The sequence below is a fragment of the Spirulina subsalsa PCC 9445 genome (assembly GCF_000314005.1).
Lineage (GTDB): Bacteria > Cyanobacteriota > Cyanobacteriia > Cyanobacteriales > Spirulinaceae > Spirulina_A > Spirulina_A subsalsa.
On sequence record NZ_JH980292.1, the window covers coordinates 3,730,821 to 3,755,096 of the forward strand.

General features: G+C 47.9%; 18 protein-coding genes and 1 tRNA gene. 9 read left to right on the plus strand and 10 right to left on the minus strand.

The annotated features are described in order from the left end of the window. The first annotated feature begins 356 nt into the window (after positions 1 to 356). The 3 genes from SPI9445_RS0117030 (at position 357) to SPI9445_RS0117040 (ending at position 2,662) form a co-directional block, all read left to right on the plus strand. Positions 357 to 1,775: a form I ribulose bisphosphate carboxylase large subunit gene (locus tag SPI9445_RS0117030; RefSeq protein WP_017305980.1), complete on the plus strand. Its 1,419-nt coding sequence runs from the start codon at positions 357 to 359 to the stop codon at positions 1,773 to 1,775. Between the two features lie 96 nt (positions 1,776 to 1,871). Then, positions 1,872 to 2,297, plus strand: coding sequence for a RuBisCO chaperone RbcX (gene rcbX / locus SPI9445_RS0117035; RefSeq protein ID WP_017305981.1), 426 nt, complete (start codon positions 1,872 to 1,874; stop codon positions 2,295 to 2,297). Between the two features lie 29 nt (positions 2,298 to 2,326). Then, complete coding sequence (locus SPI9445_RS0117040) at positions 2,327 to 2,662, plus strand: ribulose bisphosphate carboxylase small subunit (RefSeq protein WP_017305982.1); 336 nt, start codon at positions 2,327 to 2,329, stop codon at positions 2,660 to 2,662. Between the two features lie 78 nt (positions 2,663 to 2,740). Here the strand turns inward: SPI9445_RS0117040 and SPI9445_RS0117045 are convergent, their stop codons facing one another. Further along, the gene (locus tag SPI9445_RS0117045; protein ID WP_026079882.1) at positions 2,741 to 3,520 is read right to left on the minus strand and encodes a sigma-70 family RNA polymerase sigma factor; all 780 of its coding nucleotides are present in this window, start codon (positions 3,518 to 3,520) and stop codon (positions 2,741 to 2,743) included. A 292-nt stretch (positions 3,521 to 3,812) separates the two neighbouring features. Between SPI9445_RS0117045 and SPI9445_RS0117050 the strand changes: the two genes are divergently transcribed. After that, positions 3,813 to 4,541, plus strand: coding sequence for a Bax inhibitor-1/YccA family protein (locus SPI9445_RS0117050; RefSeq protein WP_026079883.1), 729 nt, complete (start codon positions 3,813 to 3,815; stop codon positions 4,539 to 4,541). 475 nt (positions 4,542 to 5,016) lie between these two features. On the opposite strand, the gene SPI9445_RS0117055 is transcribed toward SPI9445_RS0117050, so the two are convergent. Next, positions 5,017 to 6,150: a DegT/DnrJ/EryC1/StrS family aminotransferase gene (locus SPI9445_RS0117055; protein WP_017305985.1), complete on the minus strand. Its 1,134-nt coding sequence runs from the start codon at positions 6,148 to 6,150 to the stop codon at positions 5,017 to 5,019. Positions 6,151 to 6,236: 86 nt separating this feature from the next. Here SPI9445_RS0117055 and SPI9445_RS0117060 point away from each other — a divergent pair, with 86 nt between their 5' ends. Further along, the gene (locus SPI9445_RS0117060; RefSeq protein ID WP_017305986.1) at positions 6,237 to 7,019 is read left to right on the plus strand and encodes an ABC transporter permease; all 783 of its coding nucleotides are present in this window, start codon (positions 6,237 to 6,239) and stop codon (positions 7,017 to 7,019) included. A gap of 91 nt (positions 7,020 to 7,110) precedes the next feature. After that, positions 7,111 to 7,863: a serine O-acetyltransferase gene (gene cysE / locus SPI9445_RS0117065; protein WP_017305987.1), complete on the plus strand. Its 753-nt coding sequence runs from the start codon at positions 7,111 to 7,113 to the stop codon at positions 7,861 to 7,863. A gap of 235 nt (positions 7,864 to 8,098) precedes the next feature. On the opposite strand, the gene mraY is transcribed toward cysE, so the two are convergent. Both mraY and SPI9445_RS0117075 read right to left on the minus strand, forming a co-directional pair. After that, on the minus strand, positions 8,099 to 9,196 hold the full coding sequence (mraY, locus tag SPI9445_RS0117070; protein ID WP_017305988.1) for a phospho-N-acetylmuramoyl-pentapeptide-transferase: 1,098 nt from the start codon (positions 9,194 to 9,196) through the stop codon (positions 8,099 to 8,101). Between the two features lie 67 nt (positions 9,197 to 9,263). Then, positions 9,264 to 9,500 carry a DUF3134 domain-containing protein gene (locus tag SPI9445_RS0117075; protein ID WP_017305989.1) on the minus strand — a complete coding sequence of 79 codons (237 nt, stop codon included), beginning with the start codon at positions 9,498 to 9,500 and terminating at the stop codon, positions 9,264 to 9,266. A 120-nt stretch (positions 9,501 to 9,620) separates the two neighbouring features. Between SPI9445_RS0117075 and SPI9445_RS0117080 the strand changes: the two genes are divergently transcribed. Next, on the plus strand, positions 9,621 to 10,214 hold the full coding sequence (locus SPI9445_RS0117080) for a PAP/fibrillin family protein (protein WP_017305990.1): 594 nt from the start codon (positions 9,621 to 9,623) through the stop codon (positions 10,212 to 10,214). A gap of 8 nt (positions 10,215 to 10,222) precedes the next feature. Here SPI9445_RS0117080 and SPI9445_RS0117085 read toward each other — a convergent pair whose 3' ends face one another. The 5 genes from SPI9445_RS0117085 to hemB form a co-directional block, all read right to left on the minus strand. After that, positions 10,223 to 11,203: an ABC transporter ATP-binding protein gene (locus tag SPI9445_RS0117085; RefSeq protein WP_017305991.1), complete on the minus strand. Its 981-nt coding sequence runs from the start codon at positions 11,201 to 11,203 to the stop codon at positions 10,223 to 10,225. Between the two features lie 34 nt (positions 11,204 to 11,237). Then, entirely contained in the window at positions 11,238 to 15,905 is a 4,668-nt protein-coding gene (locus tag SPI9445_RS27745) for a CHAT domain-containing protein (RefSeq protein WP_017305992.1), read from the minus strand. 529 nt (positions 15,906 to 16,434) lie between these two features. Then, positions 16,435 to 16,508 (minus strand) — tRNA-Val (locus SPI9445_RS0117095). 772 nt (positions 16,509 to 17,280) lie between these two features. After that, on the minus strand, positions 17,281 to 17,616 hold the full coding sequence (locus SPI9445_RS30925) for a hypothetical protein (protein ID WP_017305993.1): 336 nt from the start codon (positions 17,614 to 17,616) through the stop codon (positions 17,281 to 17,283). A 108-nt stretch (positions 17,617 to 17,724) separates the two neighbouring features. Beyond that, complete coding sequence (hemB, locus tag SPI9445_RS0117105) at positions 17,725 to 18,708, minus strand: porphobilinogen synthase (protein ID WP_017305994.1); 984 nt, start codon at positions 18,706 to 18,708, stop codon at positions 17,725 to 17,727. A 259-nt stretch (positions 18,709 to 18,967) separates the two neighbouring features. Between hemB and SPI9445_RS0117110 the strand changes: the two genes are divergently transcribed. Then, complete coding sequence (locus SPI9445_RS0117110) at positions 18,968 to 19,246, plus strand: YggT family protein (RefSeq protein ID WP_017305995.1); 279 nt, start codon at positions 18,968 to 18,970, stop codon at positions 19,244 to 19,246. Positions 19,247 to 19,424: 178 nt separating this feature from the next. Then, positions 19,425 to 20,186: a HEAT repeat domain-containing protein gene (locus SPI9445_RS0117115; RefSeq protein WP_026079885.1), complete on the plus strand. Its 762-nt coding sequence runs from the start codon at positions 19,425 to 19,427 to the stop codon at positions 20,184 to 20,186. Positions 20,187 to 20,665: 479 nt separating this feature from the next. Here SPI9445_RS0117115 and SPI9445_RS0117120 read toward each other — a convergent pair whose 3' ends face one another. Continuing rightward, positions 20,666 to 24,049: a CHAT domain-containing protein gene (locus SPI9445_RS0117120; RefSeq protein ID WP_017305997.1), complete on the minus strand. Its 3,384-nt coding sequence runs from the start codon at positions 24,047 to 24,049 to the stop codon at positions 20,666 to 20,668. Between the last annotated feature and the right edge of the window lie 227 nt (positions 24,050 to 24,276).

Below are 24,276 nucleotides of genomic sequence, written 5' to 3' on the forward strand. Positions count from 1 at the left end.
ATTGAAAAAAAAGCCACAAGTTAAAAATATTTATTAAAAAAAACCAAAGTTCATGGTAAGCTGAAGTCTATCAGAAGCAAATCGTTGACATTAAATTTGACTTCACAGTTAAGAAGAAGTGGGCTATCCGTCTTAGGCATTCTTCAGGCTTAGGGTGAAACAGCAAAATTGTCCAGTTACCCGAATTGTTGGCACAACTTGGGTAGCCAAGGGGTATGGTGTTTTCTCCCGTTGAGTCCGAGTAATGTAGACCGACTTTCCGTCGTGGTCGCTTCTCCCTAACAGATAAATTGCATTCAAATGCAAAAGCTAAGAGTAAGGAATACGCCTCAAAGTTGAAGGAGGAATCGAGGAATATGGTACAAGCGAAATCTGCTCCTGGGTTTAAGGCTGGTGTCCAAGACTACCGCCTGACCTATTACACCCCGGATTACACGCCCAAGGATACAGATCTTCTGGCCTGCTTTCGGATGACACCCCAACCGGGTGTTCCCCCCGAAGAAGCAGGTGCTGCGGTAGCCGCAGAATCTTCTACCGGGACATGGACAACGGTTTGGACTGATGGTCTGACCGACTTAGACCGTTATAAAGGTCGTTGTTATGAAGTCGAAGCCGTACCCGGTGAAGACAACCAATATTTCTGTTTCGTGGCTTATCCTTTGGATCTGTTTGAAGAAGGATCTGTCACCAACATTTTGACCTCTTTGGTGGGGAACGTGTTTGGGTTTAAAGCGCTGCGTGCGCTGCGTTTGGAAGACTTACGGATTCCCGTTGCCCTGCTGAAAACCTTCCAAGGCCCTCCTCACGGGATTGTGGTGGAACGGGACAAACTCAATAAATATGGTCGTCCTTTATTAGGGTGTACCATTAAGCCCAAACTGGGTCTGTCTGCGAAGAACTACGGACGCGCCGTTTATGAGTGTTTACGCGGTGGTCTGGACTTCACCAAAGATGACGAGAACATCAACTCTCAGCCCTTCATGCGTTGGCGCGATCGCTTCCTCTTCGTTCAAGAAGCCATCGAAAAAGCCCAAGCCGAAACCAACGAAATTAAAGGTCACTACCTGAACGTTACCGCCGCCACCTGCGAAGAAATGCTCAAACGGGCAGAATTCGCTAAAGAAATCGGTACCCCCATCATCATGCACGACTTCCTCACTGGAGGTTTCACCGCTAACACCACCTTAGCGCGCTGGTGTCGGGACAATGGCGTTCTGCTCCACATCCACCGTGCGATGCACGCCGTAATTGACCGTCAACGGAATCACGGGATTCACTTCCGCGTTCTCGCCAAGTGCTTACGGATGTCCGGTGGAGATCACCTGCACTCTGGAACCGTTGTGGGTAAATTAGAAGGGGAACGGGGCATTACGATGGGCTTCGTTGACCTGATGCGCGAAGACTATGTAGAAGAAGATCGTTCTCGCGGTATTTTCTTCACCCAAGACTGGGCTTCCATGCCTGGAGTGATGCCTGTAGCATCCGGTGGGATTCACGTCTGGCATATGCCCGCCCTAGTGGAAATCTTCGGCGATGATTCCTGCTTACAGTTCGGTGGTGGTACTCTGGGACACCCCTGGGGGAACGCGCCTGGTGCAACCGCTAACCGTGTGGCTCTCGAAGCTTGTGTCCAAGCTCGGAACGAAGGTCGTAGCTTGGCACGGGAAGGCAACGATGTCATCCGTGAAGCTTGCCGTTGGAGCCCTGAACTGAAAGCCGCTTGCGAACTCTGGAAAGAAATCAAATTCGAGTTCGAGGCAATGGACACCCTCTAAGAGGGAAGGACAAGTAAAAAGGAAAAAGTACCTAGAGTTACTTTTCTCCTTTTTGCTTGACTTTAAAATCAGTCGGGTTGGGACAGCTTATGCAGCATGAATCCAAAGCAAATTGCCAAAGACACCGCGAAAGTTCTGCAAAGTTATTTAACTTATCAGGCAGTACGGACGATTGTTGATCAGTTATCGGAAACGAACCCCACCCAAGCCCTTTGGTTAGGTCAGTATTCTGCGGGCAAAATGCAGGATGGTGAAATCTATCTAGAAGGCTTGATGTTGGAACATAAGGATCTGGTTCTGAGGATTCTCACTGTACGAGAGACGATTGCTGAGGCGGTTCTAGAATTTTTACCGGAGATGGTGCAAATCGGCATTCAACAGTCTAATGCTGAGTATCGTCGCCAAGTCTTGGAGCGCTTAACTCGTTCTCAACCCTTGACTGAGATCCCTTCTTTAGAGTCCATGACTGAGTTAGAGGGGGGTAGTCCTCCGCTACAAGATGAGCCTAGCTCTACTGATTAATTATTACCATCCACGAGGAAGAGAAACCCATGAAGACATTACCTAAAGAGAAACGTTACGAAACTCTGTCTTATTTACCTCCTTTGACCGATCAGCAAGTGGCCAAGCAGATCGAGTATATGCTGGAACAAGGCTTTATCCCGGCGGTGGAATTTGAAGAAGATCCCAGCCCGGCGGATCACCACTGGACCCTGTGGAAACTGCCTCTGTTCTCTGCGAACTCTGCTCAAGAAGTGCTCAACGAAGTGCGGGAGTGTCGTCAAGAGTATCCTAACAGCTATGTGCGTGTGATTGGCTTTGACAATATTAAACAATGCCAAACCATGAGTTTCATTGTTTACAAGCCCGGAATGAGCCGTTACTAAGGTTCTCGATTTCATACTGAACTCAAGAAGGGGAAGTCTTAAATGATTTCCCCTTTTTTTCGGTTAACGGTGGGAGTGTTAACACGCCACCTGTGAAGGGGTGAGCAGTGACTCTAAGTGTTTCATCCCTTTGTTCACATAACGAGTGACTGTCATGGGACTAATACCAATGGCTTGGGCGGCCTCGCGACGGGAGTATTCTTGTAGAAAGACTAATTCAATGGCGAGTTTTTCTTTGTGGTCTAATTGACTTAAGGCACTTTGGATATTGATACGATCTTCTTGTTGTTGACGACGGGAAAACTCGTCACCATCGGGCAAAATGTCGGCGAGGGTGAGGGGAGACTCACTCGAAGCGGTCAGATGAGCGTCTAGACTGACTAGGTTACATTGTTTGGCGGCGGCCTTACAATCTCGCCATTCTTCTAGGGAAACGCCTAATGATTGTGCGAGTTCGTGATCGCTCGGTGTATGACCTAAACAAGCGGTTAACTGCTTCTGCTGCTTTCTCCCCCGAGAATATAACTCTTGCCAACGACGAGGAATCCTCACGGTGTTGGCTTTATCTCGTAAGTAGTGCAGCATCGCTCCTCGAATATAGGGCAGGGCAAAGGAACTAAAGGCATAACCTTGTTGAATATCAAACCGTTCAATGGCTCGAATTAAGCCTAAGTAACCTGTTTGTTCTAAATCTTCGTAGGGTTCATTGCATTGCTCCCTCATCTGATGGGCTACTTTCCGCACTAACCCTAAATTTAGTCGGACTAATTGATTTCGTAACTCTAATGACGGATTTTTGGCGTAAGCCATCAATAATTCAAGTCCACGAGTTTGGAGAGATGCAGCAGAAGTTAACATAATAGTCCCAACAATTTGCCCTAGAAAGTAATCCCAACTACCTCTATTGTCGAAACTGAACGGGGTATATACCATCGTTGTTTCACGGAAATCCGATTCACCCACTTAAAGATTGCCCGTGAAAATACTGGATCTGAAGTCAATATCTTAAAGAATTGTTAAGTTGTGTAGACTGTAAGGGGTGCTGTTGGGGTTGGGATCTCCTCACCTCCCCTCCCGAAATTGGCACGGTAGAATAGAGAAAACACTGTTCATCTAAAGTTTTTCCGGATTGGAGTTACTGGGAGAAAATATGGCTAATAGTAGTAATTTCCTAGAAACCGCAAAAGCGGCACGCAGTAAAGCCCTGGTTGGGCCGAATGTGATCTCTAATGCTTTGCCCTATTTAGGGGGTGGTTTAGTTTTAACTGCCGTAGGCGTTTATGGTGGGTTGGGGGTTTTACAAAGTTACCCCAGTATTTTCTTCCCCACCTTTTTTGCGGCTATGGTCGTGGAATTGATTCTATTTTTTGTGGCGCGGGGTGTAGCAGAGAAGGGGAATAACTCTGTTGCTTTGCCTTTGCTGACTACTTATAGCCTGTTATCGGGCTATACTTTGAGTGGTTTAATCGCCTATGCTTTAGGGACTTCTGGTGTTGGATTCCGGGGAATTGCGATCGCCGCCTTGGGTTGCGGGGTTGCCTTCATTGCCGGACGCCGCATCGGTTCCAACCTCTCAGAAGAAGATGGTTTTGCCCTGGGCAAGACGATTAGTATTGCCCTGATTGCCCTATTGGTGGTCTTGGTGGGTCAACTGGGTTTTGCCCTGTTTGGTGTAGGGACTCCCACTTTCTTGGAAGTTGGCATCTCTGCGGCCGGGGTGTTCATTTTTGCCGGGGCCTCGGTGTTAGACTTCTTTATTCTGCCCCGTGCCTATCGTGACGAGCAATACCTGTCTGCGGCACTGTCGATGTATTTGACCTACATCAACCTGTTTATCTTCCTTCTACGGCTAATTATTGCCCTCAATGGTCGTGATTAGTGTAGATAATTAGGGCTTGCTGAATAACTCTACTCTGGGTGGAAAACAGGGAACAGGGGGAGTCGGAAAAAGGCAAGCCTTTTTGATTATTTATCCCTAAAATCTTGCGGTTTCTCGCTGTTAGAAGTCAAGGGAATAGGGAACAGGGGAAATTCAGGTTTTTGCCCTCAAGTCTATTTAATTTGGTATAAACGGCTGAAAGTCCTAGTAACAGTGCTTAGATGGATATTCAGCAGACCCTAATTAAGCTCTATCCTTTAGGGACAAGGGAAGAGGGAAGTTAATTCCTCTTCCCTATTATTCGCCCGATAATCCCCCTCCTCTAGACAACAGCAAGCTCTAACTGGGCGCTGAAGCGCAACTACGAACTAGACCGATAACCCCCCTCCTCTAGACAACAGCAAGCTCTAACTGGGCGCTGAAGCGCAACTACGAACTAGCCCGATAATCCCCCTCCTCTAGACAACAGCAAGCTCTAACTGGGCGCTGAAGCGCAACTACGAACTAGGGATTGTAGGGTGTTGGCGACTCGTTCCTGTTCACTGGGGGAGAGTTCAGGGAACATGGGCAGGGCGAGGATTTGGCGGGCGACTTGTTCGGAGTGGGGGAACGAATCGGGGGGATAGTTTAAGTGCTGATAAACGGGTTGTTGGTGTAGGGGGATGGGATAGTAAATCATGCTACTAATGCCCTGTTCAGCGAGTTTGGCTCGGATGTTGTCCCGCTCTCCCGTTAAAATCCGAATACTGTATTGATTCCAGACGGCTTTCCCTTGGTCGGGATTGGAGGGGAGGGCGAGGGTATCGAGGGGTGAAAGCAGTTGGTGATAGCGTTCTGCCACTCGTGAACGCCCTTCGTTCCACTGGTCGAGGTGGGAGAGCTTAATGGTTAAGATGGCGGCTTGGAGCGCGTCTAAACGGCTATTCACGCCGATTAATTCGTGGATGTAGCGTTCTTTGCTGCCATGTTCTCGTAACATCCGCAATTGGGCGGCTAGGTTGGGGTCGTTGGTGGTGATGGCTCCCCCATCTCCACAGGCCCCAAGGTTTTTGGTGGGGAAGAAGCTAAAACAGCCTAAATGCCCGATACTGCCCACTTTTTGCCCTTGCCATTCGGCTCCGGTGGCTTGGGCGCAGTCTTCAATGACAAGGAGGTTGTGGCGCTGTGCGATCGCCATTAAAGCATCCATGACCACCGGACGGCCAAATAAATGCACGGGAATAATGGCTTTAGTGCGTTCGGTAATGGCGGCCTCAACTTGACTCACGTCTAAGTTATAACTCTCGGGGTCAATATCCACAAAAACGGGTTTAGCCCCCACCAAGGAAATCACTTCTGCTGTGGCAATGAAGGTGAAGGGGGAGGTGATCACTTCATCCCCCGCGCCAATATTCAGGACGCGCAAGGCTAAATAGAGGGCATCGGTGCCGGAATTACAGCCTACGGCGTATTGGGTTCCGGTATATTGGGCAAAGGCCTGTTCAAAATCGCTGACGGTTGCCCCCCCGATGTAGCGACCCGAGCGCAAAATCTCTAGGACTTGGGTACTTACTTCTGAGTCAATTTGTTGATACTGTCGAGTTAAATCAAGAGGCGGAATGTTGTTCACTCGTTTACACCATGAAATAATTACAAAACTTTGGGGATGTGAGTCTCATGATAAACGCTCAATAGAATTCCTGTGAATCAAATCCTATGGATGCTTCTTTTATTGCTTTGGATTGGCTCGATATTGCCTTAGCTTTGGGACTGATGGGTTTAGTGGTGGTGTTGTCTCTTTGGCAAGGGTTAACACTGGCTGGGCAATGGGTAATGGCAACGGGGCGGACTATTTTGCAATTGTTGGTAGCGGGGTATTGGTTGACCTTGATTTTTGCCATAAACCAACCTTGGGCGGTTTTGTTGGCAATTGGGGTCATGGTGACAATTGCCGCGATTGTAGCCCGCAATCGTATTAGCAAGAAGATTAAAAACCTGTTGCCCTTGTTGTGGGTATCCTTGGGGGCGAGTAATGCTATCACTTTAGCCTATGTGATTGTGGTGATTATTCAACCCCCAACGTGGTACAGTCCCCAGTATTTAATTCCCTTAACGGGGATGGTGTTGGGCAATGGCATGAATGCGGCAACTTTGGCGGGGGAACGTTTGGTGAGTCGCTTAAAAGAGAGTCCGGGGGAGATTGAAACCTATCTCAGTTTGGGGGCAACTCCTCAACAGGCGATCGCATCTTATCGGAAAGCGGCCATGCAGGCGGGACTGATTCCTATTATCAATCAAATGATGGTTGTGGGTTTGGTCAGTTTGCCGGGGATGCTCACAGGTCAAGTTTTGAGCGGGATTGACCCCCTCACGGCGGCACTCTATCAGATTTTGATTATGATTATGATTGCCTTTGGGAACTTAGTTGCGGTGATTCTGGTGACTCAAGGCATTGCTCGGAGTTTTTTTAATAGTGCCGCTCAATTTGTTAATCATTAGACTGGATTAATCCGTAATGCCACAGGTGATTATTCCTCAGTTTTTGGTACGATAGTCAATGGCTGATTACAGAAAAGATTAAGATTATTCGATGCTCTCGACCCTAATTGCTGACTTTAAAATCATCTTCGAGCGAGATCCGGCGGCTCGCAACGGGTTAGAAGTTCTCTTTTGCTATCCCGGTTTGCAGGCGCTGCTCTTGCATCGCGTCGCCCATTGGTTATGGAATCTTGGCCTCCCGTTTATTCCCCGTCTTCTGTCTCATATCAGTCGCTTTTTTACAGGGATTGAAATTCATCCGGGTGCCACCATTGGAGAGGGCGTGTTTATTGATCATGGCATGGGTGTTGTGATCGGTGAAACAGCGATTGTGGGGGATTACTGTTTGATTTATCAAGGTGTGACTCTGGGGGGGACAGGGAAGGAAAGCGGCAAACGCCACCCTACCCTCGGGGAAAATGTGGTAGTCGGTGCCGGAGCAAAGGTTTTAGGGAATTTGTTGATTGGGAATAATGTCCGCATTGGTGCGGGTTCCGTTGTGCTGCGGGATGTTCCCTCGGATTGTACGGTGGTGGGTGTACCGGGACGGGTGTTATATCGTTCTGGTGTGCGGGTTGACCCTTTAGAACATGGTCGTTTGCCGGATTCTGAAGCGACGGTGATTCGCGCTTTAGTAGACCGGATTGAGGGGTTAGAACAACAGATCCAAGCTCTCCAAGAACAACAAAATCAAGATCGGGTTTTGGTGGGGGTTGCTACCCAAGGCATTCAAGGGTTGGAACGTTCCTATTGTCGGGTGGGCGATCGCGAGTTACAAGAATTTTTTGACGGCGCCGGGATCTAATCCAGTGATTCCTGAACCTCCTCCACTTGATCACGGTGGGGGAGGTTCTCGTTTCAATGGGGGTCAAAAATCAGCCCGGGACGAGGGCCGTACAGGGGAAGCTAAATCACGGGAGTCGGGAATAGGGAATAATTATCAATTCTCCCCTGCTCCCCTCCCCCGTTCCCCGTTCCCTCAAACTAGAGACGTTCTAGTTCACCAGTAGAGGAACGGCTAGATCTGTCTTGAGCATGGATTAACGCAGGATAAGCGTCAGTAAGACGAGACAACAACTCAGGACATAGAAGGCTCCGACAATTTGGGTTTCCTGCCAGCCTGTGATTTCTAAATGGTGGTGAAGGGGAGCCATTTTAAAGAGGCGCTTCCCTACACCATCGGGGCCTTTGGTGGCTTTGTAATACCCCACTTGAGCTAAGACGGAGAGGGATTCGACGAAAAATAAGCCACTGAGGAGGAATAAGCCCCAAAGATGCTGGGAAAGGAGTCCAACGGCGGCTAAGGCACCCCCTAGGGCTAGGGATCCGGTGTCGCCCATGAAGACTTTAGCGGGGTTGCGGTTGTGGAACACAAACCCCAGACAACCCCCACTCAGGGAGGCGCAGAAGATGGCTAAATCGGGGGAATTGGGGGCAATAAGGGCGGCGAGTCCGAGGAGGGCGATCGCACCTGTTCCCCCAGCGAGTCCGTCTACTCCGTCTGTAATATTGGTGGCGTTACTTTCGGCGGCAAAGACGAACACGGCTAAAAACCAGAAGAAAATGCCAAAGGGAATGGCTACCCCAAAGGGTAAGGCAACGGTGGTTATACTGTTGGGTTGGGTGAAGGTCATCCAGAGACAAAAGACGATGGCTCCGGCAAATTGAAAGAGCAGTTTTGCCCGGGGTGAGATGCCTTTATTGGACTTGAGGCGGAGAATTTGCCAGTCGTCTAACCAGCCTACTAAGCCGTAAAATAGGGTAATCAGGGAAACGGCGAGGACATTGGCACTAAACCCGGAGAAAATGAGGGCGATCGCAACGGCCACAGGAACAAAGAAAATACCGCCCATCGTCGGGGTTCCCACCTTTTTCAAATGGCTTTGGGGGCCATCTTCTTGGAACACTTGGGCGGCTTTTAGTTTTCTCAGGAGGGGGATCACCCAAAATCCTAGACTGGCGCTGGCGATCGCACTGAGGGCAAAAGGCAGGGTTAATCCGATGGTTTGATGGGTTAACAGTCCTAAAACGCCATCACAGAGCAGAACAAACCCCGTTAAGACGAGGGCTAATAACCCTAGTAACTGTTGCCCTGAAGGCTTGGTTAGAATCTTGCGCGATAATAATTTAGCTTCCACAACTCACTCACCCACTTGATCTCTTAGCCTTTGTTATACCAGCCAACGGGCAAACTTCAGCAAAAAATTACTCGTCGAGATCAATCAAATCATCATCATCGTCGTCGAAGTCCCGATCATCGACATCCATCAATTCTGCAATTTCCTCATCGCTGTCTTCTTCCTCAAAAACATCCTCTAGGGGTTCCCGAGGTAACAGACGACCTTCTTTTTCCAACCAATCCAAGAGAGAACCATCGCGCTTGAGGGGGATCACAGAAGCGGGTTCGTAGCGGGGTTCTTGGCGTAATGCGGGGTTTTGCATGGGCTTAAATTCCGTGCTGTGCCAGTTGTTGTTTACAATTTATCCTTTCCGAGTTTACCCCATCCGGGGAGTTAAATGGTAAGTTCAAAGATGGACTGTTTCAAATCGGAATGTAGGGAGATGACCCAGAAAGCTAAACTTTTAAGCGCGATCGCCGGGAAAAATCGCGGTCTGCTGGCTCGGGAATTGGATAAAGTGGAAATTCTGGGGGCGATCGCAGAATTAGAAGACTTAAACCCCACCCCCAAACCCCTCGAAGCCACTTCCTTATTAGATGGCAACTGGCGACTCCTCTACACCACCAGCAAGGAGCTTTTAGGATTGGATCGGTTTCCCTTGTTTCAGTTGGGGCAAATTCACCAATGTATCCGCACGGAAACTAAGCGCATTTACAACATAGCGGAGGTGGTTGGCGTACCTTTTTTAGAGGGGTTTATTTGTGTGTCCGCGCTGTTTGAACCCATTTCTGAACGACGGGTTAATGTGAAATTTGAACGCTTAGTCGTGGGATTACAACGTTTAGTGAGTTACAAATCTTCTCAGGATTTTATTAAGCAGTTGGAAGCTGGAAAACGCTTTTTCCCAACGGATCTTTCCATTGAAAATCGCGACCGTCAAGGCTGGTTAGATATTACTTATTTAGACGAAAACTTAAGGATTGGACGGGGCAATGAGGGCAGTATTTTTGTGTTGACCAGAGATGATCAAGGCTAAATGATGAATTAAAACTCTACCCAACAGGCTACTTGATGCTCCTCCTCGACGGTTCGTAATGTAGGATTTTCTTGTTGGCATTGAGGAAGGGCAAACTGACAACGGGGCGCAAAAGGACAGCCCGGGGGATAATCAGTTAAATCTGGGGGTAAACCTTCAATCGTTGACAACGGCTGGGGATTTTCGGGATCTTTCGGGTCATCTAAGCGGGGAATACTGGCTAATAATCCCCTTGTGTAGGGATGTTGGGGGTTTTGATAGAGACGACGCAAGGGCGCAATTTCCACAATTTGCCCTGCATACATGACCATAATCCGATCCGCTAATCCCGCCAAGAGCGATAAATCGTGGGTAATCCAAATCACCGCCATCTCTAGATCCTGCTTTAATTGCTTGACTAATTCGACAATCTGTGCTTGTATCGTCACATCAAGGGCGGTGGTGGGTTCGTCGGCGATGAGTAACTTGGGGTGACAAGCTAACCCCATTGCAATCATCACCCGTTGTCGCATCCCCCCGGAGAACTGATGGGGGTAGTAGCGGATTCGTTCTCGCGCTCCGGCAATCCCCACTTGCGTTAAAAGTGCGATCGCCCTCTCCCGTGCTTCCTCCTCATTAACCCCCAAATGTCGCCGCATTCCCTCCGTCAGTTGTCGTTCCACCCGCAACACGGGATTGAGGGAAGTCATAGGATCTTGAAAAATCATTGAGATTTCATTCCCCCGCACCCCTCGCATTTGCCGATCCGTCAACTGCAAGAGATCCCGTCCTTCAAACCACACCTGGCCCCCCGTCACCTTCCCCGGAGGAGAGGGAATCAAGCGCAGCATGGACAACATTGAGATACTTTTACCCGATCCTGACTCCCCCACAATCCCCAGCGTCTCCCCTTTATTGACCGTGAATGAGATGTCATTCACCGCTTGAACGACACCCCCACGAGTATAAAAGCGCGTTTCTAAATTCGAGACTTGCAATAAGGGAGACATTGAGTCATTACCCATGATGTAAATGCCCCACAGTTTACCAAGGATTGCCAATCAGGGTAAAGCCACTCCAGTAGTAGGGATGATCAAAAATGCGATCGCCGACATTCTCCAATCCCGGAGGCAACGGAAAGCGCTCCTCCCCAATCACCAAGTTTCCCCCCTCCGTGCGCACTCTCCCCCGCATCATCGCGATTTGTGCCTGTCGTAGCGCATCCGCCTTAATCGGAGCATGATGTAACTGTTCATACAACATCGTCATCAATCCCAATGTTCCCAAATCACTCACATACCACAAACTGCCAATTGCTGATTTAACCCCAGAAGCTACCGTAATCCCCGCAAAACCCAACTCTACCGATTTATCCCCCAAACCCGTCCGACAAGCACTTAAAATTAACAACTCCACCGGAGGTTCATATAACGTTAACTCTCGCCAACGATCCAAAGTTAAAGCCTCATCCCAAAACTGAATAAACGACTCCTTTAAACTGCCGGGATTGAACTCCGCATGAGTGGCTAAATGAATTAAAGGATACATTCCCCGAGAACGATTGGCTTGTAAATTTTCCAGGGTAAATGCTTCATTTAATAGCGTAGTTCCTCGCCAAATCTCCTCACTAATTAACGACAGTTCCACCGACACACCCGGTAAACTAGGCAACCGTTCAAAACGATCCGCCCCCATCGCTAACACATCAAAACTGCGCAAATCCTGATAGTCCGTATTCGTCAGCGCTAGGCTAGGCATTTGACCCAAACTATAGCGCTCAATTAAAAACCTCTCCCCATCATGGAGTACCGCCAAAGGAAACGTTCTTAGACCACTGTCCATAATAAAGGAAAGATTCGCAATCCCCAAACGTTGTAAATCCTTGGCTAGGGGTGCAATTAACCAAGCATGGAGTTGTTGCGCTGAATTCAGATAGCGATCGCGGCGACTCACCGTTTTAACCGTCCGATTCAGCGCTTCCACCTGCTCCATCACCCGTCCTCGCGTGGCTTCCGGCACAGAATAACGCAAAACATCCCCCGTCTGAGTCACTAACACCAACTCTAACGAATCCATCGGACTTTCCGCTTCCGAAACACTAATAAACTGCTCCCGATTCGTATTAAATCCAGTTTCCGTAAACTGCCATAAAATACTGCCCTCTGACAATGCTGCATCGCTACTTTGAACCGTAACAGGTCGAAAGAACGCATAAATTAAAGCCGGACGAATTCCCGTAATTTCTTCAATTTCTTTTAGCTTAGATTGGGCTTGATCTAACGTGACCATTTCAGACTCATCATCCGGCACATTAAAGTGAGTTTTAAACTCCGATGCCACCCCTTCATCTAAACTTTGAACCCTATCTATGCCCTCAATTCTCTTCTCCTCATGGCCGAATGATCCAACATCACTCCACTGTTCCCGCCAAGGACGCAAAGATAGAACAAACTCTCGCACTATCGGATCATTCTGATTTAATTGATTCCCTTCAAAAGTAGGAGGCTCTGCCGTAAATAGAACAATCTGATCGGGAATCGGTGCAGAATTAGGGGGCGGTGTCGGTAACAAAAACCTCAGCGTTAATGTCACCTCATTTCCTTGAGGTAACAGGTCAAAATTGCCATCTAATTGGGGAATTTGCCAAATCCCCGTCAGGGGGTCATAGCTGCCGTAAGAAGGAGTAAAATCCAATAAACTGGCAAAATTTTGTAAGGCAATAGTTTGAATAATATTCCCAATGGCATCCGGCCCCAAATTCCTTAAAATAATCGTTGTTGAAACAATATTTCCAGTCACTTGGGGGGGAGTAGTGGTTAAACTTAACGCCGCATTTACTTCAAACGATCCTAAATCAGGAATTCCCCTCTGTTGTCCCCGTTGATCCGTTGTAACTCCCCCAACGTTAACCCCAGCATTAATGGCAGGACTTCCGGGTAAAAGTGCATGAGTTTGAGTCGCCCCCCCATAGTTTCCCAAAGGGGCTAATTTGGGATCTTGATTTAAGATATTGGTATTCGATAAAGTAACCCCGGTTAACCCGTTTGTATTGCCAATTAAATTATACTCAAAAACTAGATTTGCGCCAAAATTACCCCCAAAATCAGGATGAATTGAGCCAGTACCTGAATTGCCCGGACTATCAAAATTCCCCGCAATAATACTATTGCGAATTGTTAAAGCTCTTGTGCTATCATTATTATAAATACCCCCACCATCTCCCGTTCCGCTATTACTAGCATCCGCCAAATTATTTGTAATAGTAGAGAAATTAATGCTCATATCTCCCAAACTTAAAATACCTCCGCCAAAGAAATTCGCGGAGTTGCCAGAAATGGTACTATTCGTAATCGTTAAATTATTTGCACTATGAACACCACCACCACGAACAGCCGCAGAATTGCCCGAGATTGTACTATTATTAATAGTAATGTTGCTCGTTGGCGTTATTCCAGAAATCCCACCCCCCATCAAAGCAGCAGTATTATTAGAAATAGTAGTATTATTAACAGCAATATTAACAGCACTGACCCCACCTCCTCCATTAGAAAGACTTCTATTTTGTGATATAGTGCTACCATTAATCGTCGCCGTAGTTGCCGCAATTCCCCCGCCATCAAAATCAGCTACATTATTAGAAAATGTGCTGTTATTAACAGTAACAGTTCCCCCAATATGCACACCCCCACCACTGCTATTGGTTGACGTATTATTAGAAATGGTGCTATTCGTAATCGTTAAAGTGCCGCCCATGTTAATCCCCCCCCCAGCATTGCCTAGGGCGGTATTATTGGCAATGGTGCTATTGGTGATAATCGCATTTCCTATGCTGCTAATTCCACCCCCCCCATAATTTAATCCACTAACATTGTTTGTAATGACACTATTATTAATAGTCAGTGTACCGGGACTTTGATCTAAAATTCCCCCCCCCGGGCCAGTCATACCGTTGCCATTACGAATCGTCAAATTCTCTAACGTAACATTAGGACTCCCTCCAGTTCCCTGAATTCTTAAAACCCTAGTGTTATTTTGACCATCTAAAATAATTTGATTTGCCCCCCCATTAATGGTTAAAGCTCCACCATTAGAGGCAATCGTTAACTCGGAATTTAATAAAATTGTAAAACTCTGAGCAAAGCGAATTTCATCGGCTACGGTGGTTCCATTCGCCGTAATAATTTGCTCCCTTAATGACCCTAGACCACTATCATTATTATTAGTTACCGTGTAAAGTAAAAACGTATTTTGATAATTCTCTAAAACCCGAGCATCTATGCCGAGGGTTGAATTAATTTCTCCTAGCTGTTTTTCTAACACCCAATCCCCCCCTAATTCAGCCCGACCCGTCAGGGTAGTAGAACCCGCTATATTTGCCCCCGTTGCGTTGGCAATATTGGCTAATAAGATATCCCCCTGAGTGCCTAATGCGGTGTAACAACTCCATAATAAAATATCCGCACCAATGGCTAAAGATTGACCCCATTGCTGCATCTGTTCTTGATATTGTCCGATATTTTCAGCACTTATAAAGTCTTTGCCTAACCAAAAATTACCCTCGTTTCCTTCCGAAATAATTTGTAAGGAATTAATCCCTGTAATCCCGGTTAAACTATCGGTAATCTTGCGGATACCTGATTCTCTGGGAGTAACCACAATATGGGTCGTTCCAGAAATGCCACCATAGAGAAACTGCTCATAATCTTTGACTGTGGCATCAATAAATGTAAAAATTTTGAGGTCTTGAGGGGTTCGAGGAAAAATTGTCACAGTGGGGGCACTTTCTGTGCCATCTCCGGTTAATATCCAAGGGCTGGAAGCGGGGAGAGGATAGACTTTTTCTTGTGCAAATAAGTTAACCGTTTCCCCTTGAATTTTTCCCCCAATGGTAATTTCTCCGGGGTAGGTTGGGGGGAGATTGCCTGTTATTTCGGTAACAGCAGGAGTAGTCAATAGGGTGGGTAAGTCGAGGGATGAGAACGGGATAATATGACCTTGGCTATCTCGCGGGGGAGCAATTTCTAAGCGTAATAAATGACCGGGTTGGGAGATTTGGATTAAATGGCTACCGGGGACGGCGGCAAGGGTAACAGTTCCGGCTTGAATGCTCCCTGTATTGACAATATTTCCCGCCAAAAAGGTTAAATTTTGTCCGGCCGTGAGGGCTAAATTTCCGGCGTTGAAAATGGGGGCAGATTGAGTTAAATCAAAGGCAAATTGTGAGGGTGTTCCGATCAGGTTTTGATAGTCGTTTTCTCCCCATACATTAAACCAGTTATTATTGAAGCCGATGCCTGTGGCTGTGGTAGCGAAAAAGTCTCCAGGAATGTTGAGTTGTGCATTTTGCCCAAAGATAATCCCGGCAGGATTCATGAGGTAAAGGTTAGATGAACCTCCGATGACTTGAATTAAACCGTTGATGAGGGAGGGATTGCCTCCGGTGACTCGTCCGAGGATGTTCTGGATTTCAGGGGTGGTGAAAAAGTTGGCGGTTTGTCCGGTTTGCAGGCTAAATTCTTGGAAACTGTGGAAGAGGTTGCCACCGTCTCCCGAGAGGGTGCCTCCGGTGATGTTGAGGTGTTGTCCGTCGGAGGTGATGTGGGTGTTGGCTTCGGGAAGAATTTGACTGTGGACGGGGATGAATGGGTCGGTAAGCAGGGCAAGGGTGGAGAGGAGACAGACTGTAGGGGTCAGGTGGCGAGTGAGTGGCATAGGTTTCTGGGCTAGGGCAAAGGATGGCTGTGCAAAACAGAGCAGATGTTCTGCTCTAAATGGCTATAGTGGAGGGTGAAATGTTGTGAGGACTGGTTGAAATGCCCAGTCGGATGCACCATCCCGTTGATGACTGATACTGTCCCACAGCATCGGGATTGCTTGATGATAACAAGTTTTTTGGGATTTTTTTGTGGACCAGGTGTGGAGTAGCCAGAGAACCAGCCATTTAGCGGAACATAAGGGTTAATTTCAAGAATAGGGGGGCTGCTTCTCTGTACAAAACCTGTACATAATAGCTCTTGTAGACAATACAGAGTTTGTACAGGACGCTCTCAAACCTTTATTACTAAGATAGGGCTTGCTGAATAACTCTACTCTGGGTGGAAAACAGGGAACGGGAAGGGGAATCGGAAAAAGGCAAGCCTTTTTGATGATTTATCCCTAAAACCTTACAGTTTCTCGCTCTTAAAACGGCTAAAAGTTCTAGTAACACTGCTTAGAGGGATATTTAGCAGACCCTAAGATATGGACGCAACTGGGTTCGAACCAGTGACCCCTACGATGTCAACGTAGTACTCTAACCAACTGAGCTATGCGTCCTTGCGACTTATTAATATAGCACACCCCCCCAGCTTTGACAAGCAAAATGGACAGCTAAATCATCAACACAATGGTTAGAAACCCTGTCCTTCTAGCACGGCTTTACCTAAAATGTCGGATTGTTCGTGAAACGTTGCGCAGCAAAGGCTCTCGGTTTTACCGATGAGATGAAAAGCCGACCAATGTTTGACCATAAAACTAAAAACCCATAGTATCGAATTGGTTTGAATTCCCAGAGTGTTGCAGTAAGCCTGAAATAGGGGTGGAGCTTGAACTCGAAAGTGTCGCACAAGGATACAAATAGTGGGTAGCGAAAACCACGAAAAACATAGCTAGGGAAACTAACGTAAGCCCAAATCCAGAAAACTCAAGAATTAGATTGTTTTTAGTAATGTGGGGCGCACATTAACTCTAGGTAATTATCCTAGTACGCTCAGGGAGATAAAGCCCTCTGGGATTGTCTAAACTAGGCTTGCTAATTGGTTGGGCCGAACGGTTAGACGGTTTAGGTAATGCTCGCAAGAGATAGGTAATTGTAAGGCGTGTCGATGAACTGAGAATCCCTCGCTTTTAGCGATGGGAGCGTCAATTTGCCTGATCTTCTTCTGCCCACCCTTCCCGAAAATTTTGGGCTTAAAGCCCCGTCCTTCTAGGACGACTTGTGAACTACCCCACCCTGCCTAGGCGCGAGGATGGAGCTTCCTGATTCAATGGGAAGTGCTTTCTATACCGAAATATAGCGAGTCTTATCTTCCCTCCCCAGGCAGAAGTCCTAGTGCCTAAGACCCAATTTTTCTCTTGCAACACAGCCCTTTTTAGCTTGGTTTTCGCTTTGGGAGTTAGTGGTCAAGTCCATCCCCTCCCTGCAAGCGAGGAAGGGGAATTCCGCAACATTTTTGTTAAAATAATCCCAGACTAGAGGGTATTCCAGTCCTGCATTGACTCCAATGCTGTTGGCTTGGTCGAGCAACGTGGACTTGCAGCCCTTGGACTGGGGGTCAAGCTGCCTGTAGAGGAAGAGGTTATTGCTACGCAACGCTTTGCGTTTGCTACGCAACGCTTCGCGAACGCGAAGCGTCACGAAGTGAACGCGAACGGGGATGTCCATAAAAAGACATCTAGAGCCTCCCGTAGAAGCACCGAAAGCCTCATAGTGATATGGGGAAGCCCGCACCGTACCCCTAGGGTCGGTGTCGGGAGGATGTCACGGCGCTCTCTAATCCTTTAACCAACGTGCTGCATCTTTGGCGTGATAGGTCAAGATTAAATCAGCCCCAGACCGTTTAAAGGCGGTAAGGGTTTCTAGGACAATCTTCTGTTCATCCACCCAACCCTTTAAGGCCGCTGCTTTGACCATGGAATATTCCCCAGACACATTGTAGGCGGCGACAGGTAACTGGGTGATTTCCTTAACCCGCCAGATAATATCCATATAGGCTAAGGCCGGTTTGACCATTAACATATCGGCCCCTTCAGCGATGTCTAATTCTACTTCCTTGAGGGCTTCGCGACCATTGGCGGGGTCCATTTGGTAGGTTCTGCGATCGCCAAATTGAGGAGCAGACTCCGCCGCATCTCGGAACGGCCCGTAATAAGCTGAGGCATATTTCGCCGCATAGGACAAAATAGGCGTATCTTGGAATCCGGCCTCATCGAGTCCTTGACGAATCCCCTGCACAAAACCATCCATCATGCCCGAGGGTGCAATAATATCCGCCCCTGCTTTAGCTTGGGAAACGGCGGTTTTCTTCAACAATTCCAACGTCGGATCATTTAGCACTCGTCCCGTCAAATCGCCCACCTCTAAATAGCCACAGTGACCATGACTCGTGTATTCACAAAGGCAAGTATCTGCAATCACCACCAAATCCGGCACCGCTTCCTTAACCGCGGAGGCGGCCTTCTGGACAATGCCGCAATCATGCCAGGCTCCCGTTGCGTCGTCATCTTTGCTGTCGGGAATACCAAATAGAATAATGCTGGGAATGCCTAAATCATAGACCTCCTTGGCTTCCTCCACGATTTTATCCACCGACAACTGATAAACTCCGGGCATGGAAGTCACTTCCTTGGCAATACTGCTCCCCGGGACGGCAAATAGGGGGTAAATTAAATCATTGACTGTGAGAAGATTTTCCTGCACCATCCGGCGAAGATTAGCCGTTTGCCGCAGACGACGAGGACGTTGGATAGGAAACATAAGGTTTTGATCTAAAAAGTTTGTGTGAAAGTATCTGCTCCAAACAGTTTAAGGCGATCGCGTTCCCCCCTTTACTCCTAGCCGCCTGTTTTGTAATGTTTCGCAACACACCTCATAGGGGTTGACACTTCTTCTCCAGTCCATCATCATACTGATGGGGATATTGTGGTGCAATAGTCCAGAAACTTGGTCTTGTAGCACTTGGACAGGACGACAGCGCATCCCCAAAAGCTCAAAGCACCACCCGGCTCAAAACACTATGTCAGATTGGCTAATCTTAGGAGTTGGACTCCTTTTAGGTCTATTCGTTTTCTTATTCATCTTCCGTATCGTCCTCACTTGGTATCCCCAAGCCGAAACGACCCGCTTTCCCTTTAACGTCGTCGTCCTACCCACAGAACCCTTTTTAGCCCCCACTCGCAAAATCGTTCCCCCCCTAGGAGGAGTTGACATTTCTCCCATTTTATGGGTGGCGATTATCTCCCTCCTGCGGGAAATTTTAGTGGGACAACAGGGACTGCTACGAATGTTTTTGTAGCACCAGTGCTTTCTTCCTTGAGATTATTTCCTTGAAGTTCACAAGCCGTCAAAAGCCGATACAATAAGAGGCATGACCGAATGATAGCCCGCCAAAATCTGCCCCTCCCCCAATCCAGAGGAAAGGGCGAGGAGCAGCCCGGTCAACGTGACGCAATGTGATTTTTTTGCAGATTCCTATGAATGATGATGGCCTTAATCCAGTGAACTGGGAGGATGATTTAGATAGTCCACTTGATGAACTTGACGCAATCAAAGAAGAAGCGGCACCAGATCCCGAGGAAATGTTACGCTTGTTATCCTCTGACGATACCTCTCAACGCATTGTAGCCGCCCGTGCCTTTAGTCAGATTCAGGATTCACGAGCGATTCCCCACCTCATGGAAGCTTTAACGGATATTTGTCCCTTAGTCCGTGTCAGTGCCGCCTATGGTTTAGGCCGTAATCCCAGCCCCGATGCAGTAGAGGCCTTAATTACTCAGTATTACCAAGATTGGAATGGTTATGTCCGCAAAGGAATTGTCTGGGCATTAGGCAACTGTTTAGATCGTCGCACCTTGACTCCCCTCACCCAAGGCTTAAAAAGGGACATCTCTGCCGTGCGTCTCTGGGCAGCTAGTGCCTTAGCCCAGATGGCTAAGTTGGATTATGAGGTAATGATCGCTGCAATTCCCCCTTTAATTGAGGCACTCCGTCAAGATTCTGTAGCCGCTGTGCGCAGTAATTGCGCTTGGGCATTGGGGCAGTTGTGCCGGGAGTTACCCTCTAATGTGGTCTATGCGACGGCTATTGATGCTCTGTTAGAGTCTTTAGTTGAAGATTCTGATCTCGGGGTGCAGGAAGATGCTAAGGCGGCGTTGCTTAAAGTGGGAGATCCCCGAGGTTTGCAAATGATTGAGGAATTGGAGTTAGAAGGTTTAGTTCACTTCTTAAAAGATTGATTGGCACTCCCCACTCCTGCATAGAATCTGCTGAATAAAACACCTACGCTAGACTCAGCAAGGGAACGGGGAACAGGGGGAATCGAAAAAAGGCAAGCCTTTTTTATTATTTATCCCTACAACCTTGCAGTTTCTCGCTCCTAAACCGCTAAAAGCCCTAGTAGTAGTGCTTAGAGGGATATTCAGCAGACCCTACGCTAGACTCAACAAAGCAACGGGGAACAGGGAACAGATCATCCAAAACTCCCACAAGTGCCTATTCCCAACTCTCCGACTTATGCAGCAAATCCTAATCACTATTGCCTCTTGTCTATTCCCTGTTTCCTCAAACTGATTAGCAAAGCTGATGAGCCATTGAAGCTCCCCACCCAGGAGGGGATGGGGCTTTCAACGCAACCTTGCTGTAAAACCAGCGAGTCACCCTACCCCTCGCTCGAAAGACGAGGGCTTGCGCGTCCCATGTTATTTTCGTCAAGGATTCACTCTCCTATCTTTCGCCAATCCCCCGACGGAATAAACGCCGACCAATAGTAAGGATGCCCATAGCGCTCACTCCCCAACATCCCCAACTGCACCCGACGCAGCGCCTCCCCTCGTCCCTCACCCCTCCCAATCCGCCCATAATACTCCACCATAAAATCCCTCGTCCCCCCATCCGACACATTCCACAAACTCATCACCTGACTCTCGGACCCCGCCATCACCAGCGCCCGACGCAATCCATACACCCCCTCCCCATTCTTCACCTCACCTATCCCCGTCTCACAAGCCGACAGCACCACCAACTGAGTCCCCCACAAATTCAACCCCGCCACCTCCAACGCCGTTAAAACCCCATCCTCGCCCCCACTACGGCGTTCATTAAACCCCGCCAACGCCAAACCCGAACGCAACAGAGGATTCTCCACAATGCCCAGTGCAGAGAGAGATTGCCCCGATGGCACTGGTCTAGTGGGCGGTGTGGATTGTTCAATATCCGGCAAGAAAAAGCCATGAGTCGCCAAGTGGAGAATCCGGGGGGATGGAGTTTGTTTCACCACATTTTCCGTCGCCCCATTGCCCGTTAATATCACCCCATCGCGGAGTAAAGTGGCCAACACCTGACCCTCCTCAGCGGCACCCGGAAGAGAATCCACCCGCAATTGAGCTAAATCCATGGAACGTTTCGCCTCTCCCCGACTGGCGACTGTTTGTGAGGGATTGGCTTGGATATAATCAGGATTCGCCAGAATCAGGGGCGGGTTTTGGCTGGGTGGAGTATATTGCAAACGGATTAAATCCCGTCCTGTGGTGAGGTAGGTAATGGAATAGTTCTCAACCAGATACTCTCCCTTTTCATCCACCAAAGCCGCAAAAGGTAGTAGGTTTAATTGTCCATCTGGGGAGATAAGTAATTGTTTAGTATTGCCCAATTGAGCGCGAATCGGCTCCATCAGGACTTTATCCAACTCCCGCGCTAGAGGCTTAACAGAAGCGTCTGGGGAACGAGTGCGAGTCGTGAGGGCGCGGTGGACTCGCACCCTGAGCGCATCAATGGGTTTTGCTAATCCTAAGTCTACCCATCGGGGGTTTCCGGTGGATTGGAGCAGATAAGCCCCATAGTGAGGTTCTCCCCATCGTTCTCCCCGCCCTGCTTTGGGGTTAAAGGGTCGATAAACCACCAGTTCAATTAAAGCCGCATCACGGGGAATCAGGGCTTGAATGGCTTCGATGGTAACGGGTGCTGTTTGTAGGCGAAATTCTGCACTGTTGCGGGCGAGTTGGGATTCTAGGTCATTAGCTTGGGTTTCGAGTTGGGTCAGTTGTTGGCGATATTGTTCTGGGGGGAGGTTTGCGGGAGGTTTGAAGGTGAGGGCGGCCAGTTGGGAACGGGTGTTCGTGAGGTTATCCAGGAGTTGTTGATTGGCTGGGGTGAGGTGTTGGCGCAGGGTTTGCAAGTTATCGGTAACGGCTTCTAGGATGCGTCCTTTACGACGGAGGAGGGTGGTGAGGGCAAGTTTTGCGGCGTCTGGGTCATTGGGGGCGCTTTGGAGGTGGAGGGAAATTGCTCTATCTGTTGTCCCAGAGAGGGTGTTCATATAATCTTGTTTCTGGGATTCTGACCCGGTAACAATGATCGTGTTAAGGTTGTGTTCTTGAACTTCTAATGCTTGGCGAAGGAAGTTAACCGCACGAGTGACATCGCCTTGGGATTGGTACAATACCGCTAAGTTATTTAAACTATTGGCTACATTCGGATGTTCTTGTCCTAATAAACGTTGATATATTTCTAAAGCCTGAATATACAGGGGTTCAGTTTCTGTGTATTTGCCTTGGGAGTGGTACAATCCTGCTAAGTTGTTGAGGCTAGTGGCTACATCAGGATGTTCTGTCCCTAATAGGCGTTGATTCATCTTTAAGGCTTCAATATACAACGGTTCGGCTTCTGTGTATCTGCCTTGGGATTCGTACAATTCTGCCAAATTGTTGAGGCTAGTTGCTACAGAAGGATGTTCTTCTCCTAACAATCGTTTCTTCATCTCCAATGCTTGAAGGTAAAAGGGTTCAGCGTCTGTGTATCTCCCTTGGGAAAAGTACAATCCTGCCAAATTGTCAAGGCTAGTGGCTATATCAGGATGTTCTGTTCCGAACAGACGTTTCATCATCTCCAAGGCTTGAATATAGAGGGGTTCGGCTTCTGTGTATCTCCCTTGGGATTGGTACAATAATGCTAAATTGTTGAGGCTGCTGGCCACATCAGGATGTTCTAATCCTAACAGTCGTTTCCTCATCTCTAAGGCTTGAATATGGAGGGGTTCGGCTTCTGTGTATCTCCCTTGGGAACGGTACAATCCTGCTAAGTTGTTGAGGCTAGTGGCCACATCAGGATGTTCTGTCCCTAATAGGCGTTGATTCATCTTTAAGGCTTCAATATACAACGGTTCGGCTTCTGCATATCTCCCTTGGAATTCGTACAATCCTGCTAAGTTGTTGAGGCCAGTGGCTACATCAGGATGTTCTGCTCCTAATAAGCGTTTCCTCATCTCCAAGGCTTGAAGATAGAGGGGTTCGGCTTCTGTGTATCTCCCTTGGGAACGGTACAATGCTGCCAAGTTGTTGAGGCTAGTGGCTACATCAGGATGTTCTGTTCCTAATAGGCGTTGATTCATCTCTAAGGCTTGAATATAGAGGGGTTCGGCTTCTGTGTATCTCCCTTGGAAAAAGTACAATACTGCCAACTTGTTGAGGCTGATGGCTACATCAGGATGCTCTGCCCCTAACAGTCGTTTTCTCATCTCCAAGGCTTGAATGTAAAAGGGTTCGGCTTCTGTGTATCTCCCTTGGGATTCGTACAATACTGCTAAGTTGTTGAGGCTAGTGGCTACATCAGGATGTTCTAATCCTAACAGTCGTTTTCTCATCTCCAAGGCTTGAATGTAAAAGGGTTCGGCTTCTGTGTATCTCCCTTGGGATTCGTACAATACTGCCAAGTTGTTGAGGCTGATGGCTACATCAGGATGTTCTTGTCCCAATAGGCGTTTATACATCTCCAAGGCTTGAAGGTAGAGGGGTTCAGCTTCCGTGTATCTCCCTTGAGAATTATACAATGCGGCCAAGTTGTTGAGGCTTTGTGCGACATCAAGATGTTCTCTTCCTAAGACTTGCTGACGAAGGGCTAAGACTCTTTCAGCGAGGGGAATGGCTTCCTCATATTTCCCCGCTTGATAAAGTTCAATCACTTGCTGATTCAGTGCTTCGGCTTCGGTGAGTCGGGAATCTTGAGGGATAGACTGAGTGGGGGGAGTTTGGGCGAGAAGTGGCGGAATAAAGCCGCCCCAGAGTCCTACTGTTGCTAGAAATCCTAACCAGATGCTGGGTTTCATTGCTCCCTCCTTGATTCGATGCTCGCTCAAACATCGCCTTAAGTATGGCAACTCTACTCTGAAATGTCGAGACAATTCTTGATTATTTTTGTTAAATTTATGAAAATTTGGGAGGAATATTTAAACATTGATTGACCTTTATTTACTCTGCTTAATCCATTTTTGCGTTGAAAAAATGACGAATTTTGTGACAGAAATGTGTAAAATTTAATTCAACTGTTGTTCTA